This is a genomic window from Sphingomonas cremea (assembly GCF_021502585.1).
Lineage (GTDB): Bacteria > Pseudomonadota > Alphaproteobacteria > Sphingomonadales > Sphingomonadaceae > Sphingomicrobium > Sphingomicrobium cremea.
In genome coordinates this window covers 1,095,111-1,110,307 of the sequence record NZ_JAKFGM010000001.1, presented here as the reverse complement: position 1 = coordinate 1,110,307, position 15,197 = coordinate 1,095,111, and the positions used below count along the sequence as shown (strand labels likewise).

The window sequence follows — 15,197 nt, the reverse complement described above, 5'->3', positions numbered from 1 at the left end:
CCTTTCCTTCACGAAGGAGTGAAAATGCAGAACCAATTTGACCCGCGCACGACGACAGGCGGATTTGATCCGGCCGTGTCGGTCGGCGTCCCGCGCGCCGCACGCGATGCGGGCCTTCGGTCCTACATGCTCAGTGTTTACAACTACATGGCGTCCGGTGTGGCGCTGACGGGCATCGTCTCCCTATTGTTCGCACCCTATGCGCGCGAAGTATTGATCAACGCCAACGGCACCGGCCTATCGGGCCTCGGCTGGCTGATCACCTTCTCGCCGCTGGCGTTCGTGTTCGCGATGAGCTTTGGCATCAATCGAATGTCGACGGCCACGTTGCAGCTGATGTTCTTTGCTTTTGCGGCAGTGATGGGCCTGTCGATGTCGACGATCTTCATCGTCTACACAGGCGTGTCGATTGCCCAGACCTTCTTCGCGGTGACCGCGGCGTTCCTGGGCCTTAGCCTGTACGGCTATACGACAAAGAAGGATCTGTCGGGTTTCGGCACTTTCCTGATCATGGGCGTGATCGGCCTGTTGGTGGCGATGGTCATCAACATGTTCCTGCGCTCGCCAGCGATGTATTATGCGATCAGCGCGATCGGTGTCCTGCTATTCGCGGGCCTCACCGCCTATGACACGCAGAAGATCAAGTCGATGTACGCCTATGTCGCGGGCACTGACATGATGGGCAAGACTGCGATTATGGGCGCGCTGAACCTCTATCTCGACTTCATCAACATGTTCCAGTTCCTGTTAAGCTTTATGGGCGACCGCCGCTAAAGCCTATTGCATTGGACAGGTTGGAGGGCTGGCGGAAACGCCGGCCCTTTTTCCATGGGCCGCCCACGGATTTGGCTCGGGCTCGGCGACTCTTATCAAGCGGTTCCGATCGCGATGAAGGAAGGGTTCATCCCGGCCGTGAACAAGAAGGGTGGTATCCAGGATATAACTCCAGGCGCCATCGTCGTGAAATTCGACCTCGATCCGATATGAATCCGTCCGAAAGGCGAGATCGAGGAACGACGTCGAGCAAATGCCATACTCGGTCTGTCCGCGCTCGGCCGTAAGTATGAGCTTTGCGGAATCCGGTTTGGCATGCCCAGCGGCGATCGCCACTTGTCCGCGCGGTATGGCTACCGTCTGGAGGACCAGGCCGGTCGCTGGCTCCCACAGCCAATAGCCGACCTGGTCGTGAAAGGTGATTTGCTCTTCCGGCGTATTGATATGGACATGGTAGCGCAGGCCATAGAAGAGCTGCGGCCCGTTGGCCTGCGCATCGATCGGCTGCATTTCGATGCGCTCGTAATATTCACGCTGCTCAGGGCCTTCGGCCTTTGGATTAATGTCTACGCCGCGACGTCCCTCCCAAACCCCCGCCAGCCGGCGCAGGGGCCCGAGATTGGCGAGAGTTTCAACCGCGACATCTTCTGGCTCGGTAAAGATGTCGGCCGGAATATCCATGCGACTGCCCTCCAAATTCGAATGGGGCAGTCATAGCTCAGCCTCCGGCCGCAAAGGAAGGAATGCCAATCGACCGTTCGCATCCGTCTTGCTCGTCAGGCCAGGCATTGCGCCTGGACAAGCGCGAGTTGAGGAACAGGATGGGAAGCTTCAGGAGCAACAACTCCGAATGTATGAAGCCGTCAATCGCGCGTTCCCACCAGCTCGACTGCCGCCTGCCGTGCGCTTCAAGCCATGCATCATATGGCGCCCAGTGACTGGGTTCGTCCTGCTCGATGATACGAAAGATCTTCATCAATCCCTTTTCGGCGCGAACGATCGGATGTCGAAGCAGGATTTGCACCTGCCGATGCCCACGCTTTTCGGTTAGCGAAATGACGCGGCACATCCGTTCGAACAGTCCGTCATTCGCAATGATCCGCAAGGGATCCAGGTCGTCGATCTTCGACCCGAACATGATTCCGACGAAGCGATCAATATGTCCGCAGGTCCGGTCGACGGCAAGTGGCATGATGCCGCGCCGCTCGAACCAGCTTCGAAACATCAGATAATGTTTGCGCTCGTCAGTGCGGTGGCTTTCGATCGTTGATATCAGCGCGTGATCGTCGGGCCAGCGTGCCCGCACCGCCGCCAGAACGCGGTCGATCGCAGTGTAACCCCGATGTTCGTTGTAGATGTAAATCGATCCGAGCAGATCGAGATATCGGCGCTGAAATCGCTTGATCATCTTGCCTCACTTAGTGGGATAGCATGTCGTCAACGAAGCGTGCGACTGTCGGCTCCGCAATCAGCTCATCACGTCTGCCGGGAGGCGCGCGGCCACGCGCGCTCGATCCTGCCTGCCACAAACCAAATCGCGAGCATGCCGGCGGCTCCGGCCAACCCGTCACTCCCATAGTGCCAGCCCAATTGCACCGAAGCGACCCAGACAAAAATGAAATAGCAGAATGCGACTGGCATAGCGCGGGGCGCCAGTGTCCGCGCGGCGAGGTAGATCCACAGGCTGATTGCGACATGAAGAGACGGAAAGGCCGAGATTCCGGCAACCAGTCCCGGGCGGCCGCTCGCCAGTGCGCCCCACATTGCGTCGGATTCGGCAAGCACGACCCAGGCGCCGCGGGCGCGGAGCATCTCTCGAAGCGGTTCGAACTGGTTGCCGCCGAAGATGCGGTTATAGAAAATTGGTCCCGCCGACGAAAAAGCTGCAGCTGACGCCACCCCCAGCGCGAACCACGCCAGCCCATAGGCGATCAACGCGCGGGACTTTGCCTGCGATGGCGCCGCTAGGATGACGCAGAATAGGGCAAGTGACTGAACCGGAAGCCAGAAGCCGTATATTCGATCAACCGGGATCAGCGCCCAACCCAGGATGCGGTCAAGCAATAGCCAGAGGTCGGCGCCAAACAGGCTCGCTTCAACCGACGCCAGCATGGGATCGAGCCAGAATGCGACTTCAAAAGGGATCGCATATTTCAGCGGGAGAAAGAGGCTTGCCCCAACGCCGACCAGCAAGGTGCCTGCAATGACACCGGGCCATGGCGCTTGCTGCGAACGTGGGCGCACGACCAGGCGGATCACAAATGCCGCCGCAAGTGCTGAAAATGCCAGCATCAGGTAGGTGCCCAGCAACGGCATGGGCGCGTAGCCCGCACTCCAGCTGATCGCCCACCATGCGGTCTCGGCCAGCGTCAGTACCGCCATCACCATAAGCCAGCGGCGGTCCTCACCGAAATTCGGTGTCATGTCAGTTACTTTGGTGTCGTGAATATCCGTTCTCTCCGGGCGCGAAGCCCAACGATGCAAAGTGCAAGCTTAGCTGAGCTCGAGATGGCTGCAATGGGCGGGCGGGGATCGATATTTCGAGCCAACCGACGATGCACGGAACGCTGTTAAACCGATCCAAACGGAGCATGGGCCGAGTTGGGGGCGCGATTTTCCGTGCAGGGCGAAAGATTGCTATGCCAAATGGCGCCTCAAAAAGCACAGGGTTCGCTGCCACGCCAGGTTTGCCGCCGCCCTGTTATAGCGCTCGGCCGACGTGTCGTTGTTGAAGGCGTGGTTGGTGCCGTCATAGTTGAAATAAGTGACGCTTTTGCTGGCCTCACGCAGCGCCGTGATCCACGGGAAGGCGGTCTGGGCTACTCGGTCGTCCAGCCCGGCGAGGTGAATCATTAGCGGAGCCTGGACTTTCACAGCCTCAGACGGATCGGGAGCGGGGCCGTAATAGGAGACCCCGGCATCGAGTTTGTCCCCGGCAGCGACCGCGAGCCGATTGACGAAGGCGCCGCCCCAGCAGAAGCCAACCGCGCCGACTTTGCCACCGCGGCTCGATTTGGAAAGCTCCTCCAGCATCGCCGCCGCTTCTGTCGTCGATTTTGCGAGGTCGAGCTTGCCGATCGCCTCGCGCGCAGCATCCTCATTGGCCGACGTTCCACCCGACGGAGACAGGAAGTCGGGCGCCACAGCCCGGAAGCCTTCGAGCGCGACTCGCCGCGCCACATCACGAATATGGTCGTTGAGACCGCGGTTCTCATGGATCACCAGTACGCTCGCCTTGAGCGAGCGAGTGCGGGGCTCGGCGACATAGGCCTTGTAGCCAGCCGGCCGGTCGAACGTCATCGAACGGGTGGTCAGGCGCTTGTCGTCGGGAGGGACGATTGCCGCGGCGGCCGGACTCGCGGAAATTGCGCCGATAAGGCTAGTCGCGGCAGCAGCACTGCCGGCAATCAGCGTCAACTGGGCGAAGAAGTCCCGCCGACCCATGCCGTCGTGAGTGAAGCGGTCATAGAGATCGATCGCCTGCCGAAGCTTGTCCGGATTCATTGGCGCCCCTCCAAGTATTTCCGACTCAGCCCGCGGCCTGCATCTCCGAGATCAGCTGATTGTCCTCGGCCTTGCCGCGCCGGTAGGCTTCGCGCTGCGACAGGCGATCGGCGTAGGCTACGAAACTGTCGCGCTTTGGCAGGGTGCCGAATTGCGTCCCCCACATCACGGCACTGCCGACATAAACGTCGGCGGCATTGAAGCGGGTGCCGCAAATATAGTCGCGACCCGCGAGGTGATCTGCCAGTGCATTTACTGCCAAGTCGTAATGGCCATAGCCGAACATGCGCTGTTGCTGCTCGCTGCCTTCGAACCCCGCTGCCTTGTTTGTCACCGCCTGTTCCAGAGGCCCGGCAGCGAAAAACAGCCAGCGATAATAGTCGGCCTTTTCCTCCTCGCGCGGTCCGAGACCCGCTTCAGGGAAGACATCCGCAAGATAGGCGCAAATCGCAGCCGCCTCAGTCACCACTCGCCCCTTATGGACGATGGCTGGTACCTTCATCATTGGGTTGATGGCCCGATACTCGTCGCTCTTCATGCTTGAAGTATAGTCGAGGATCTCGGTGTCGTATGGCGCTCCAATCTCCTCCAGCATCCAGCGGATGATCTGCCCTCGGCTCATTGGGTTGGTGTAGAATGTCAACTCACTTGCCATGACGGGTCTCCTTCCCTCGGATTGGATGAATGGCCGGCTCGCCAACATAATTGACCAGCCGGCACATTCGTTTCGTTCATCCACGCTCGCCTGGCTTGGCCGGCGCAGCGGCCGGCTCGCCTCGCTCGCTTGCCGTAGCGTCACGCGCGGCGCGGAATTCACTGTCAGGGCTCCAGTTGGGCCAGTCGTTGCTATTGGCGAGCCTCAGGCCGACGGCGTGCAGCAACTCGGCATCCTGGGCCATCCCGGTGAAATCCCAATCTGGCGAAAACTCATCGTCCGGCTGGTGATACATCTTGGCGGTGTAGTTGGCCTGCCAGGCTTGGTCCCGCGCGCTACCGCCGTCGACCAGGTCCTCGCCGGACTTAAAGCTCATCGCGGGGATGCCGATCTTGGCCAGCGTGAAATGGTCGGAGCGGAAGAAGCCGCCGGTTTCCGGGTGCGGATCGGGGGTATAGGTACGACCGCGCTTTGCGCCCTCCTCGACGAGTATGTCGAGCAGACCGAACTTTTGATTGCCGCGGATCGTGAAGTCGCGCGCCGGACCAAGCACACCAAGGACGTCTGTGTTGATCACGCCGGCGGTCTTGGCCGCCGGATAGAGCGGATTGGCGGCGTAATATTCGCTGCCCAGCAGCCCCTTTTCCTCCGCCGTGACCGCCATGAACACGACAGACCGTTGAGTCCGCGGTCCGGACGCGAAGGAGCGACCTTGCTCGATAAGCTGGGCAAGCCCGGTGCCGTTATCGATCGCGCCGTTATAAATGCGATCGCCGTTGGCGTCCGGCTCACCGATGCCGAGATGGTCCCAGTGCGCGGTATAGATGACCGTCTCGTCGGGCCGTGCCGTGCCGGGCAGCAGCCCGACAACGTTGTGCGAGGTGATAACCTCCGTCTTGGCGTCGCCATGCACGTCGAGCGTGGCTTTCAGGGGAACCGGCTTGAAGTCCTTCCGCTTGGCTGCGGCCTTCATCGCCTCAAAGCTGGTGCCGGAAGCAGCGAACAGCTGCGAAGCGAGATCGCGCTGAATCCAGGCTTCCAACAACGGATGCTCGGCCCGCGGGTTCTTGCGGACGATGTCGAACATGGCATTGGTGTTGGAGTTCTTGACCGTTGCCCAGCCATAGCTGGCCGGTTCGGTCTCGTGGATTACCAATACCCCGACGGCACCCTGCCGGGCACCTTCCTCATATTTGTAGGTCCAACGGCCATAGTAGGTCATCGCCTTGCCGCCGAAGTTGCCTTCACCACCTTCGAAATCGGGGTCATTGACGAGCATGACGAGGATCTTGCCCTTGGCGTCGAGCCCCTTGAAATCGTCCCAGCCTCGCTCGGGCGCCTTGACTCCATAGCCGACGAAAACCAGCTCGGCCTTGTCGATCATCATCGACTTGTCGCCGTTGGTCGGGGCACGGACCGCGATTTGGTCGCCTTGCGCCAGGGCCGTCGGCTTGCCCGCAATGTCGATGCTGACGTGTGGCGGCGCGACGAATTCGGAGCGGAGAAGCGGGACCGCCTGCGTCCACACGCGTTTGCCGTCCTTGATGTCGCCACCGGGTTCCAAACCCGCCTTGGCAAACTGATCAGAAAGATAGGCAACCGTCTTTGTCTCGCCTGCGGTTGCCGGCGCGCGTCCCTCGAAGGCGTCGGAGCCCAGCGTTTGGACGTGAGCCGAAAGCCTCGCCGTATCGAAGGTCGCGGTCTGGGCAGCGAGCGGCGTCGAGGCAAGCAACAGGCCGAGCGACGAAATCAGGGCAAGGTTACGCACGTGTCGGTTCTCCTGGTGGAAAGGGATCGGCGCGGACCTTGGTCGCGCCGACCGTCAGCCGTCAAGCGAACGGATTACTGTCCCGCCCGTTCCGCGGTCTGCGGCTCCCTGCGGGTGCGATATTTGTCGAACCAGGCGATGATTGCCGCCGCCTTCGCCGCAGATTGGGACGGACGCCCAGCGATCCCGCCGTGGCTGGCGTTGGGGACCTTGACCAGCATGGTTGGGACGCCTCTCAGCTTGAGCGCGGAATATAGTTGCTCGGCCTCGCTAACCGGGGTGCGGTAATCTTCCGCGCCGACCACGACCAATGTCGGCGTCTTGACATTGGCCATCAGGCTGAGCGGCGAGCGCGCCCAATAGGATTGGTAATTTTCCCACGGCAGCGCACCCATCCAATAGGGCCCGAAGAACTGAATCCCGTCGCTGGTCAGCGACATGCTGGTCCAGTTGATTACTGGCTTTTGCGATGCGGCGGCGCGAAAACGATCCGTCTTGCCGATCAGCCAGGCGGTAAGAATGCCGCCGCCCGATCCGCCGGTCACAAACACATTTTCAGGATCGGCAATGCCGCTTCCCACCGCGGCATCGACAGCCGCCAACAGGTCTGCGGTATTGCTGTCGGGATAGGTTTTCTCGATGCCGTCGGCGAAGGCCTGGCCATAGCCAGTCGATCCCCGAGGGTTGGTGTAGAGAACCGCATAGCCAGCAGCCGCGTACAGTTGATAGTCCGTCGAGAAATGCTGTCCGTAGGCGGCATAGGGTCCGCCGTGGATTTCCAGGATCGTCGGCACCCGCTGGCCATCCTGGTAGCCAGGCGGAAGCAGGATCCAAGAAGGCACCGGCGATCCGTCCGGCGCCGTAACCGCGAGGGTGCGCAAAGTTCCTAACGACTTCCCCGACAGGGCCAGATCGTTAAGCCGCGTCAACTGTCGCACCTTGCCGCCTGTCGCAACCGCCACATCCGGGGGCCGGCTGACGCTGTCGGTCGTGAATGCGACCGTTCCGTTCCTGGCAAGGCTGAATCCGCCGCCGGCATAGGGCCGGTCGAGGCCACCCCCGGCCACGTCACTGGCTATCCGGGAGACGCGGCCGTCGAGGCCGATCCGGCTGACCACCACCGATCCAGCTTCCTCATAGGAAGCCACGATCGAATGCCCGTCGGACGCCCATTCGAATTGGTCGATCGAGCGGTCGAGCGCAGGGGCAACGCGGCGCGATCCGCCGCCGTCGGCGTTCATCACATAGAGGTCGCCCTGTTCGAACCCCTTCTTGTGATCATCGAAACCGACATAGGCGATGAGGCGGCCGTCGGGCGAAACCTTGGGCGCGTTGTCCGGCCCGCGCCGGTCGGTCAGCGTGCTGACGGTGCCGCTGTCGACATCGAGCCGATAGACTTCGCTATCGTTGGCGATCATCTCCCAATCAGGCTTGCGCACCGCGCTGAACAGGATCGCACGACCGTCCGGCGTCCATGCGGGATTGCCGTCGTGATAGGCGCCGAAGGTAAGCTGGCGCGGTGCGCCGCCCAATGCATCCACCACGAAAATATGATCGAAGCCGGGCTTTACATAGCCGCCATCATCGGTGCGGTATGTGACCTTGTCGATGATCTCCAATGGCTTCGCCCATTCCGCTCCCTCCGGCTTTGGCGGCGCGGATCCAAGCTTGGCGCCCTCGTCCGGCACCGTCATCAAATAGGCGATACGCCGGCCGTCAGGCGACCAAGCGATTCCGTTCGGGCTGTCGGGAAGTCCAGTGATGCGCGCACACTGACCAGTGTCCATCCAGCGCACGAACAGTTGGGGAGCCCCACCTTCGGAGGTCGAATAATAGGCCAAGCGCTTGCCGTCGGGCGACCAACGCGGGCTCATATGATTGCCCGAACCGGCTACCAGTGGCCGCTGATCGCCGGTGGTCGTATCGATGAGCCAGATCGACGATCGGGCGCGGTCGGTCATGATGTCGTTCGACCTGCGCACATAGGCGATCGAGCGACCATCGGGGCTTATCTGCGGATCTGACGCAGCGGCGAGGTTGAACAGATCGCCGCCACTGAATCTGGGATCCGGCGCATTCGCCGGGGCCGCGATTGCGGTCCACGATGTGCCCAACGCAAGCGCAGCCAGCGCGACTCGCCAATGATTCATGAATTACCTCCCTTGCTCGGGCGGCAACAAAGCAGAATGGCGTCGTCGCACAAGAGGCTGCCATCATTCATTTCGCGATCCACAGTCGGACTTATGGCTCGGTGCTGGATTTCTATTGGCTCGATCTGCGGAGCCCCAGTTGAAGTTGATGTTCGAGTTTGACGAGTCTGTTCGGGAAGCCGCGACAGCCGCGACCGCATAACCGCGACCCATAGATGAATTGATTTGGAGACTAGTCGATGAAGTCATTCCCGCGTGTTTTCGGGGCCGTGCTTGCATGCTCGATGTCCGTCCCGGCCCATGCGGCAACGTCAGCGGATGCCGAGATTGCGACCGCGGAACGCTATCGGGCGGCCATGCAGTCCGCTCGCTGGACCGGGCCGATGCTTGCATCGAATGCGGAGACGATCCCCAAAGGCCACTTCTACACAGAGCCCTATTTCTTCGATGTCATTTCCGGCGGCGAACATAGCCCGGGATCGAGCGGCTTCTATCAATATGGGCTGTTCAATGGTTTTACGGTTGGGCTTCAGCCGAATTTCGCGCTCGGCACGGAACAACCAAACCGAACGATAAAGCTTGGCGACTTCAAACTATTGTCGCAGCTTCGCCTGACCCATTTCACGCCGGAAAATCGCATACCGACCGTATCCATCGTGCTCCAGGAAGCGATTCCGACCGGAAAGCACGATCGCCTAGATCCGTCAGAGGACGGTCACGGTTCCGGTTCCTATGCAACTGAGATCGGTGCAAATATTCAGCATTATTTCCTGCTCAAGAACGGTCGCCTGCTGCGAGCCAGGATCAATGTCCTCAAATCCTTTCCGCACGGTTCCGACGTAACTGGCCGAAGCGTATATGGAACCGGTCCCGGCTTTCGCGGCCATGCCAATCCCGGCTCAAAGACGACGCTGATCGGAGCCGTGGAATATAGCCTTACTAAGGAATGGGTGCTGGCGCTCGATGTCATCCGCGAGTCCACGACTGAAACCACTATCAAGGGCCGCTATGGGAGCGTCGGACCGCAAGTGAAGCAGACCTTTCCTTCAAGCCGGCACGTCGGTTTTGCTCCTGCGATCGAATATAACTGGAGCGACAGGACCGGAATCCTCCTTGGCGTATGGATCAATCCAAAAGGGCATAATTCGCCGGCGTCCGTCATTCCGGCACTTGCGTTCAGCCGATTCTGGTAGTGGGGCCGGGCTGATCATCCCGGCCCCAAACTTGATTATCCGACGCTACTCGGCCGCCGGAGCGTTTCCGCTGGCCTTGCGCTTGGCCTTCGCCTTGGGCGGCTCCGGCTTTTTGCCCTTTGGCGCCTTGGGCGGAGCAGGGACGATCTCGAACGACAGGGCATTGTCCTTGATCCGGACCTTTACCTCGCCGCCGTCGACCAGCTTGCCGAACAGCAATTCCTCGGCCAGCGGCTGCTTGATCTTTTCCTGGACCAGCCGGGCCATCGGCCGGGCACCGTAGAGCTTGTCGTAGCCGCGGGTTGTCAGCCATGCGCGCGCCTCATCGTCCAGTTCGATATGGACGTTGCGGTCGGCTAGCTGCAGCTCCAGCTGAAGGATGAACTTGTCGACCACCCGAGCCACGACTGCCGGCGGAAGGTAGGCGAACGGCACTACCGCATCCAGGCGGTTGCGGAATTCGGGCGTGAACATCTTTTTGACCGCATCCTCCTGCGCATCCTCGCGGGTCATCGCGCCGAAGCCGATGCTCTCGCGCGCCATGTCGGCAGCGCCGGCATTGGTTGTCATGATCAGGATGGTGTTGCGGAAATCGACCGTCTTGCCGTGGTGGTCGGTCAATTTGCCGTGGTCCATCACCTGCAGCAGGATGTTGAACAGGTCGGGGTGGGCTTTCTCGATCTCATCGAGCAGCAGCACCGAGTGGGGATGCTGGTCGACCGCGTCGGTCAAGAGGCCGCCCTGGTCATAGCCGACATAGCCTGGCGGCGCGCCGATCAGCCGGCTGACCGCGTGGCGCTCCATATATTCGGACATGTCGAACCGTTGAAGGGGGATGCCCATGACCGAGGCGAGCTGGCGCGCGACTTCGGTCTTGCCGACGCCGGTGGGGCCAGAGAAGAGATAATTGCCGATCGGCTTGTCGGGATCGCGCAGCCCGGCGCGGCTGAGCTTGATCGCCGACGCAAGTTTCTCGATCGCCATATCTTGGCCGAAGACGACGCGCTTCAAATCCGCTTCCAGAGTTTCGAGTACCCGCTTGTCGTCGCTCGACACCGATTTCGGCGGAATCCGCGCCATCGTCGCCACCACCGCCTCAATTTCCTTGGTCGTGATGGTCTTCTTTCGACGGCTGGGCGGGACCAGCATCTGCATCGCGCCAACCTCGTCGATCACGTCGATTGCCTTGTCGGGCAACTTGCGGTCGTGGATGTAGCGTGCGCTGAGCTCGACCGCCGATTTGATCGCGTCGGGCGTATATCGAACTCCATGATGCTGCTCGAACGACGAGCGCAGTCCGGCGATGATCTTGATCGTGTCTTCGACGGTCGGCTCATTGACGTCGATCTTCTGGAACCGGCGGAGCAGCGCCCGGTCCTTTTCGAAGTGATTCCGGAATTCCTTGTAGGTCGTCGAACCGATGCAGCGGATCGCACCTGAGGAAAGGGCAGGCTTCAATAGGTTCGAAGCGTCCATCGCCCCGCCGCTGGTCGCGCCGGCGCCGATCACGGTGTGGATTTCGTCGATGAACAGGATCGCGTTGGGCATTTTTTCAAGTTCGGTCACGACCGACTTCAGTCGTTCCTCGAAATCGCCGCGATAACGGGTGCCGGCTAGCAGCGCGCCCATATCGAGCGCATAGATTACCGCTTCCTTCAGGACATCTGGTACGTCGCCTTCGATAATCTTGCGGGCGAGACCCTCAGCGATGGCGGTCTTACCGACGCCCGGATCGCCGACATAAAGCGGGTTGTTCTTCGACCGTCGGCAGAGGATCTGCACGGTTCGGTCGACCTCCGGCATGCGGCCGATCAGCGGATCGACTTTCCCCGCCCTGGCCTTGTCGTTGAGGTTGACCGTGAATTGCTGGAGCGCGCTTTCCTTTTTGTCACCGCTCTTCTGCTCGGTCTTTTCCTCGGTTCCCTGAGGGGGATTCGGCTCCGCCGAAGTGTCGCCCTTGCCGACGCCATGGCTGATGAAGGTTACCGCATCGAGGCGGCTCATATCCTGCTGCTGCAGGAAATAGACGGCATAGCTCTCCCGCTCACTGAAGAGAGCGACAAGGACGTTGGCGCCAGTGACCTCGTCGCGGCCCGAAGATTGGACGTGTAGGATGGCGCGCTGGACCACTCGCTGGAAGCCGCTGGTCGGGGTCGGATCAGTTGCGCTGTCCGCGACCAGGGCCCCCAACTCGCTATCAAGATATTGCTTTACGGTCGCCTTCAACTCGTCCCGGTTGACTCCGCAACTGGTCATCACCTGGCTGGCGTGCGCATCGTCGACCAGCGCGATCAGGAGATGCTCGAGCGTCGCATATTCGTGGCGGCGCTTCGATGCTTCGCCGAGGGCATTGTGGAGTGTGGTCTCTAGTTCACGCGCAAAACTGGGCATTCGGGTCTCCTTACCCGTTGAATGTCGTGAGGTGGGGCGCTCCGATCAAGGGCGCAGCGGCAAAGTGCAGGATCAGGCTACCGCTTGAACAACTCATCGGCGGCGTTTCGATGGCGGGCGGTATCCGCCAAATGCTGTTCCACCCTGGCGATCTCGGCCTTGAGCGCTTCGATCCGCTCATTGAGCTCGTCGACAGACAGGGGGCCGAGATCCTGGCGAACGAGCAGGGTCAGCGGGTCGCTAGGCTTGCTCGTGAAGAAATCATCTTCGTCCATGACTTTGGCAAGCGTTGACCGATGCAAACGCCAAGTCAATAAGCTTGCGCCGGGTTGAGCGTAGGGGCCGAGAATGAGCGAAATCATCCCGGACGTAATGAGAGCGGTTGAGATCAAAGATGGGCAACTGCATCTTGGATCTCGCCCGACTCCGCGTCCGGGGAAGGGCGAAGTGCTGGTCAAGGTCGCTGCCGCAGGCGTGAATCGGCCGGACGTCATTCAGCGCAAAGGGCTCTATCCGCCGCCCCCGGGCGCCAGCGACATACCGGGATTGGAAATTTCCGGAACGGTTGTCGCAGCGGGGCAGGGCGCGACTCACCTCATCGGCGGCAAGATTTGCGCGCTTGTCACGGGCGGGGGCTATGCCGATTACTGCCTCGCGCCCGCGGGAACCTGCCTTCCGATCCCCGAAGTACTTCGGATGAGCGAGGCGGCGGCAATGCCCGAGACCTTGTTTACCGTTTGGGTGAATCTGTTCGAGCGCGGATTCGCCGCCGAAGGCGACACGGTTCTCGTCCACGGCGGGACCAGCGGGATCGGCACAATGGCGATCAGGCTGGGTACGCTGTTCGGGCTTGAAGTGATCGTTACGTGCGGATCGGACGAAAAATGTGCCGCGGCGATCGAGCTGGGCGCTGCCCATGCGATCAACTACCAGACAACCGACTTTGTCGACGCGGTTCGCCGCTGGACCGAAGAAGATGGCGTCGCCGTCGTGCTCGACATGGTTGGCGGCGATTACGTCGCCCGCAATCTCGCCTGCTTGGCGGACGACGGTCGCCATGTCTCGATCGCCTTCCAGCGTGGCCCCTCGGCGGAGATATCCATCGTCGACATCATGCGCCGCCGCTTGACCTTGACCGGATCGACGCTGCGCCCCCGCGATATTTCCTTCAAGACGATGGTGCGTGACGAGATCGCCCAGACCGTCTGGCCCTATGTCGAGGGCAATCGGCTGAAACCGGTAATGGACATGAGCTTTCCGCTGGAGGAAGCCGGCGCCGCCCATGCGCGCATGGAGGCGGGTGACCATATCGGCAAGATCGTGCTAGTGACCGGCGAATGAGCGGACTTATCCTCCACGAAGATCCGCGGTCGGGGAATTGCTACAAAATCCGACTTACGGCTGCGCATCTCAAGCTACCGCTCGAACGGCGCAGCTACGATATCATGAAGGGTGAGACGCGGACGCCCGAATTCCTCAGCAATATCAGTGCGAATGGCCGAATCCCGGTGTTACAGGACGGCGATCGTTTTCTTACAGAGAGCAACGCCATCTGCTTCTACATCGCCAACGGCAGCGATCTCATTCCCGACGGCCATTACGACCAGGCCGACATGCTCCGGTGGATGTTTTGGGAGCAATATAATCATGAACCCACGATCGCCACTCTGCGCTTCTGGATGCGGTTTGTCGGGCTGGAAGCGCTGACCGACGCACAGCGCATGCAGATCAGCCCGAAGCGCGAGATGGGACTTGCTGCCCTAGACCTAATGGACAAGCATTTGGCCGAACGTAAATGGTTCGTCGCCGACAAGTTCAGCCTCGCGGACATTGCCTTGTTTGCCTACACTCACGTCGCCGACGAGGCCAATTTCGACCTGGAGGCTTATCCCGAGATCGTTCGCTGGATGGAGCGGATCATGGTGATGCCAAAGCATGTCGAGCTGGACGGCTAGACTCTTCTTGCTCTCCGCACGGCGCCGGACTACATCGCCCGGCAACGCTGGCCGCTCCGTGAAGGGGCGGCCCTTATTGTTTGTGGAGACCTAAATGGCCCAGCCGCTCATGCCCCATGCGACCGCTTCCTGGCTGGTCGAGAACACTTCGTTGAGCTTCACCCAGATCGCCGATTTCTGTGGCCTGCATGTGCTCGAGGTACAGGCGATCGCCGACGACACTGCCGCGACCAAGTTGACCGGGCGCGACCCGATCCGTTCGGGCGAGCTGACTCATGAGGAGATCGAGAACGGCCAGGCCGATCCTGACTATGCGCTTCAGATGCATAAGGCGCCGGACCCGGTCACCCGAACCAAAGGCCCGCGCTATACGCCGGTTTCGAAGCGGCAGGACAAGCCGGACGGCATTGCCTGGATCATCCGCAATCATCCGGAAGTCTCTGACGGCCAGATTTCCAAGCTTATCGGCACGACCCGGACGACCATCGCGGCGATCCGGGACCGGACCCATTGGAACATGGCTAACATTCAACCCAAGGATCCGGTGACGCTTGGCCTAACCTCGCAGCGCGAGTTGGATGCAGCGGTGGCCAAGGCACAGAAGGCGGCCGGCACCCAGGCGCCGACCGATACTCGGCTGGACAGCGACCGCGAGGCGTTGATCGTGGAGCTTCGTGCCGAGCGCGAGCAACATGCCCGCGATGTGGAAGCTGCGCTTGCGGGGGAAGCGGGCATCGACACTTCAGACGAGATCGTCCCGGGCATCAAGGACCCGTTCAAGCATTGATTCGCGGCCTAGCAGAGGCC

At 61.0% G+C, this 15,197-nt stretch carries 14 protein-coding genes; 5 read left to right on the top strand and 9 right to left on the bottom strand.

Annotated features, from left to right (window positions below):
- The first annotated feature begins 24 nt into the window (after window positions 1–24).
- Window positions 25–774, top strand: coding sequence for a Bax inhibitor-1/YccA family protein (locus tag LVY65_RS05740; RefSeq protein ID WP_235067026.1), 750 nt, complete (start codon window positions 25–27; stop codon window positions 772–774).
- A 3-nt stretch (window positions 775–777) separates the two neighbouring features.
- On the opposite strand, the gene LVY65_RS05735 is transcribed toward LVY65_RS05740, so the two are convergent.
- The 7 genes from LVY65_RS05735 to LVY65_RS05705 form a co-directional block, all read right to left on the bottom strand.
- The gene (locus LVY65_RS05735; protein ID WP_235067025.1) at window positions 778–1,455 is read right to left on the bottom strand and encodes an FABP family protein; all 678 of its coding nucleotides are present in this window, start codon (window positions 1,453–1,455) and stop codon (window positions 778–780) included.
- A gap of 37 nt (window positions 1,456–1,492) precedes the next feature.
- Entirely contained in the window at window positions 1,493–2,182 is a 690-nt protein-coding gene (locus tag LVY65_RS05730) for a ferritin-like domain-containing protein (RefSeq protein WP_235067024.1), read from the bottom strand.
- A 68-nt stretch (window positions 2,183–2,250) separates the two neighbouring features.
- Complete coding sequence (locus LVY65_RS05725) at window positions 2,251–3,198, bottom strand: phosphatase PAP2 family protein (RefSeq protein WP_235067023.1); 948 nt, start codon at window positions 3,196–3,198, stop codon at window positions 2,251–2,253.
- A gap of 213 nt (window positions 3,199–3,411) precedes the next feature.
- Window positions 3,412–4,278 carry a dienelactone hydrolase family protein gene (locus tag LVY65_RS05720; protein WP_235067022.1) on the bottom strand — a complete coding sequence of 289 codons (867 nt, stop codon included), beginning with the start codon at window positions 4,276–4,278 and terminating at the stop codon, window positions 3,412–3,414.
- A gap of 25 nt (window positions 4,279–4,303) precedes the next feature.
- Window positions 4,304–4,933, bottom strand: coding sequence for a glutathione S-transferase family protein (locus LVY65_RS05715; protein WP_235067021.1), 630 nt, complete (start codon window positions 4,931–4,933; stop codon window positions 4,304–4,306).
- 76 nt (window positions 4,934–5,009) lie between these two features.
- A complete protein-coding gene (locus LVY65_RS05710) occupies window positions 5,010–6,701 on the bottom strand; it encodes a M28 family metallopeptidase (protein ID WP_235067020.1) in 1,692 nt (563 codons plus the stop codon).
- Window positions 6,702–6,775: 74 nt separating this feature from the next.
- Window positions 6,776–8,851: an alpha/beta hydrolase family protein gene (locus LVY65_RS05705; protein ID WP_235067019.1), complete on the bottom strand. Its 2,076-nt coding sequence runs from the start codon at window positions 8,849–8,851 to the stop codon at window positions 6,776–6,778.
- 284 nt (window positions 8,852–9,135) lie between these two features.
- Between LVY65_RS05705 and LVY65_RS05700 the strand changes: the two genes are divergently transcribed.
- On the top strand, window positions 9,136–10,044 hold the full coding sequence (locus tag LVY65_RS05700; RefSeq protein WP_235067018.1) for a hypothetical protein: 909 nt from the start codon (window positions 9,136–9,138) through the stop codon (window positions 10,042–10,044).
- 45 nt (window positions 10,045–10,089) lie between these two features.
- Here LVY65_RS05700 and clpA read toward each other — a convergent pair whose 3' ends face one another.
- Both clpA and LVY65_RS05690 read right to left on the bottom strand, forming a co-directional pair.
- Window positions 10,090–12,435, bottom strand: a complete 2,346-nt coding sequence (clpA, locus tag LVY65_RS05695) for an ATP-dependent Clp protease ATP-binding subunit ClpA (protein ID WP_235067017.1) — start codon at window positions 12,433–12,435, stop codon at window positions 10,090–10,092.
- 77 nt (window positions 12,436–12,512) lie between these two features.
- The gene (locus LVY65_RS05690; protein WP_235067016.1) at window positions 12,513–12,710 is read right to left on the bottom strand and encodes a DUF1192 domain-containing protein; all 198 of its coding nucleotides are present in this window, start codon (window positions 12,708–12,710) and stop codon (window positions 12,513–12,515) included.
- A 73-nt stretch (window positions 12,711–12,783) separates the two neighbouring features.
- Here LVY65_RS05690 and LVY65_RS05685 point away from each other — a divergent pair, with 73 nt between their 5' ends.
- From LVY65_RS05685 to LVY65_RS05675, 3 genes are all read left to right on the top strand, one after another.
- Window positions 12,784–13,776 (top strand): NAD(P)H-quinone oxidoreductase, encoded by a 993-nt coding sequence (locus LVY65_RS05685; protein WP_408021968.1) that lies wholly within the window; start codon window positions 12,784–12,786, stop codon window positions 13,774–13,776.
- Window positions 13,773–14,390 carry a glutathione S-transferase family protein gene (locus tag LVY65_RS05680; protein WP_235067015.1) on the top strand — a complete coding sequence of 206 codons (618 nt, stop codon included), beginning with the start codon at window positions 13,773–13,775 and terminating at the stop codon, window positions 14,388–14,390. Before LVY65_RS05685 ends, LVY65_RS05680 begins: the two co-directional genes overlap by 4 nt.
- A 94-nt stretch (window positions 14,391–14,484) precedes the next feature.
- On the top strand, window positions 14,485–15,177 hold the full coding sequence (locus LVY65_RS05675) for a DUF1013 domain-containing protein (protein ID WP_235067014.1): 693 nt from the start codon (window positions 14,485–14,487) through the stop codon (window positions 15,175–15,177).
- The last annotated feature ends 20 nt before the right edge of the window (window positions 15,178–15,197 follow it).

Bases quoted from the DNA above. Each gene is read 5' to 3' on its own strand.
- LVY65_RS05740 (WP_235067026.1), top strand. From the start codon at position 25: ATGCAGAACCAATTTGACCCGCGCACGACGACAGGCGGATTTGATCCG.
- LVY65_RS05735 (WP_235067025.1), bottom strand. From the start codon at position 1,455: ATGGATATTCCGGCCGACATCTTTACCGAGCCAGAAGATGTCGCGGTT.
- LVY65_RS05730 (WP_235067024.1), bottom strand. From the start codon at position 2,182: ATGATCAAGCGATTTCAGCGCCGATATCTCGATCTGCTCGGATCGATT.
- LVY65_RS05725 (WP_235067023.1), bottom strand. From the start codon at position 3,198: ATGACACCGAATTTCGGTGAGGACCGCCGCTGGCTTATGGTGATGGCG.
- LVY65_RS05720 (WP_235067022.1), bottom strand. From the start codon at position 4,278: ATGAATCCGGACAAGCTTCGGCAGGCGATCGATCTCTATGACCGCTTC.
- LVY65_RS05715 (WP_235067021.1), bottom strand. From the start codon at position 4,933: ATGGCAAGTGAGTTGACATTCTACACCAACCCAATGAGCCGAGGGCAG.
- LVY65_RS05705 (WP_235067019.1), bottom strand. From the start codon at position 8,851: ATGAATCATTGGCGAGTCGCGCTGGCTGCGCTTGCGTTGGGCACATCG.
- LVY65_RS05700 (WP_235067018.1), top strand. From the start codon at position 9,136: ATGTCCGTCCCGGCCCATGCGGCAACGTCAGCGGATGCCGAGATTGCG.
- clpA (WP_235067017.1), bottom strand. From the start codon at position 12,435: ATGCCCAGTTTTGCGCGTGAACTAGAGACCACACTCCACAATGCCCTC.
- LVY65_RS05690 (WP_235067016.1), bottom strand. From the start codon at position 12,710: ATGGACGAAGATGATTTCTTCACGAGCAAGCCTAGCGACCCGCTGACC.
- LVY65_RS05685 (WP_408021968.1), top strand. From the start codon at position 12,784: ATGAGCGAAATCATCCCGGACGTAATGAGAGCGGTTGAGATCAAAGAT.
- LVY65_RS05680 (WP_235067015.1), top strand. From the start codon at position 13,773: ATGAGCGGACTTATCCTCCACGAAGATCCGCGGTCGGGGAATTGCTAC.
- LVY65_RS05675 (WP_235067014.1), top strand. From the start codon at position 14,485: ATGGCCCAGCCGCTCATGCCCCATGCGACCGCTTCCTGGCTGGTCGAG.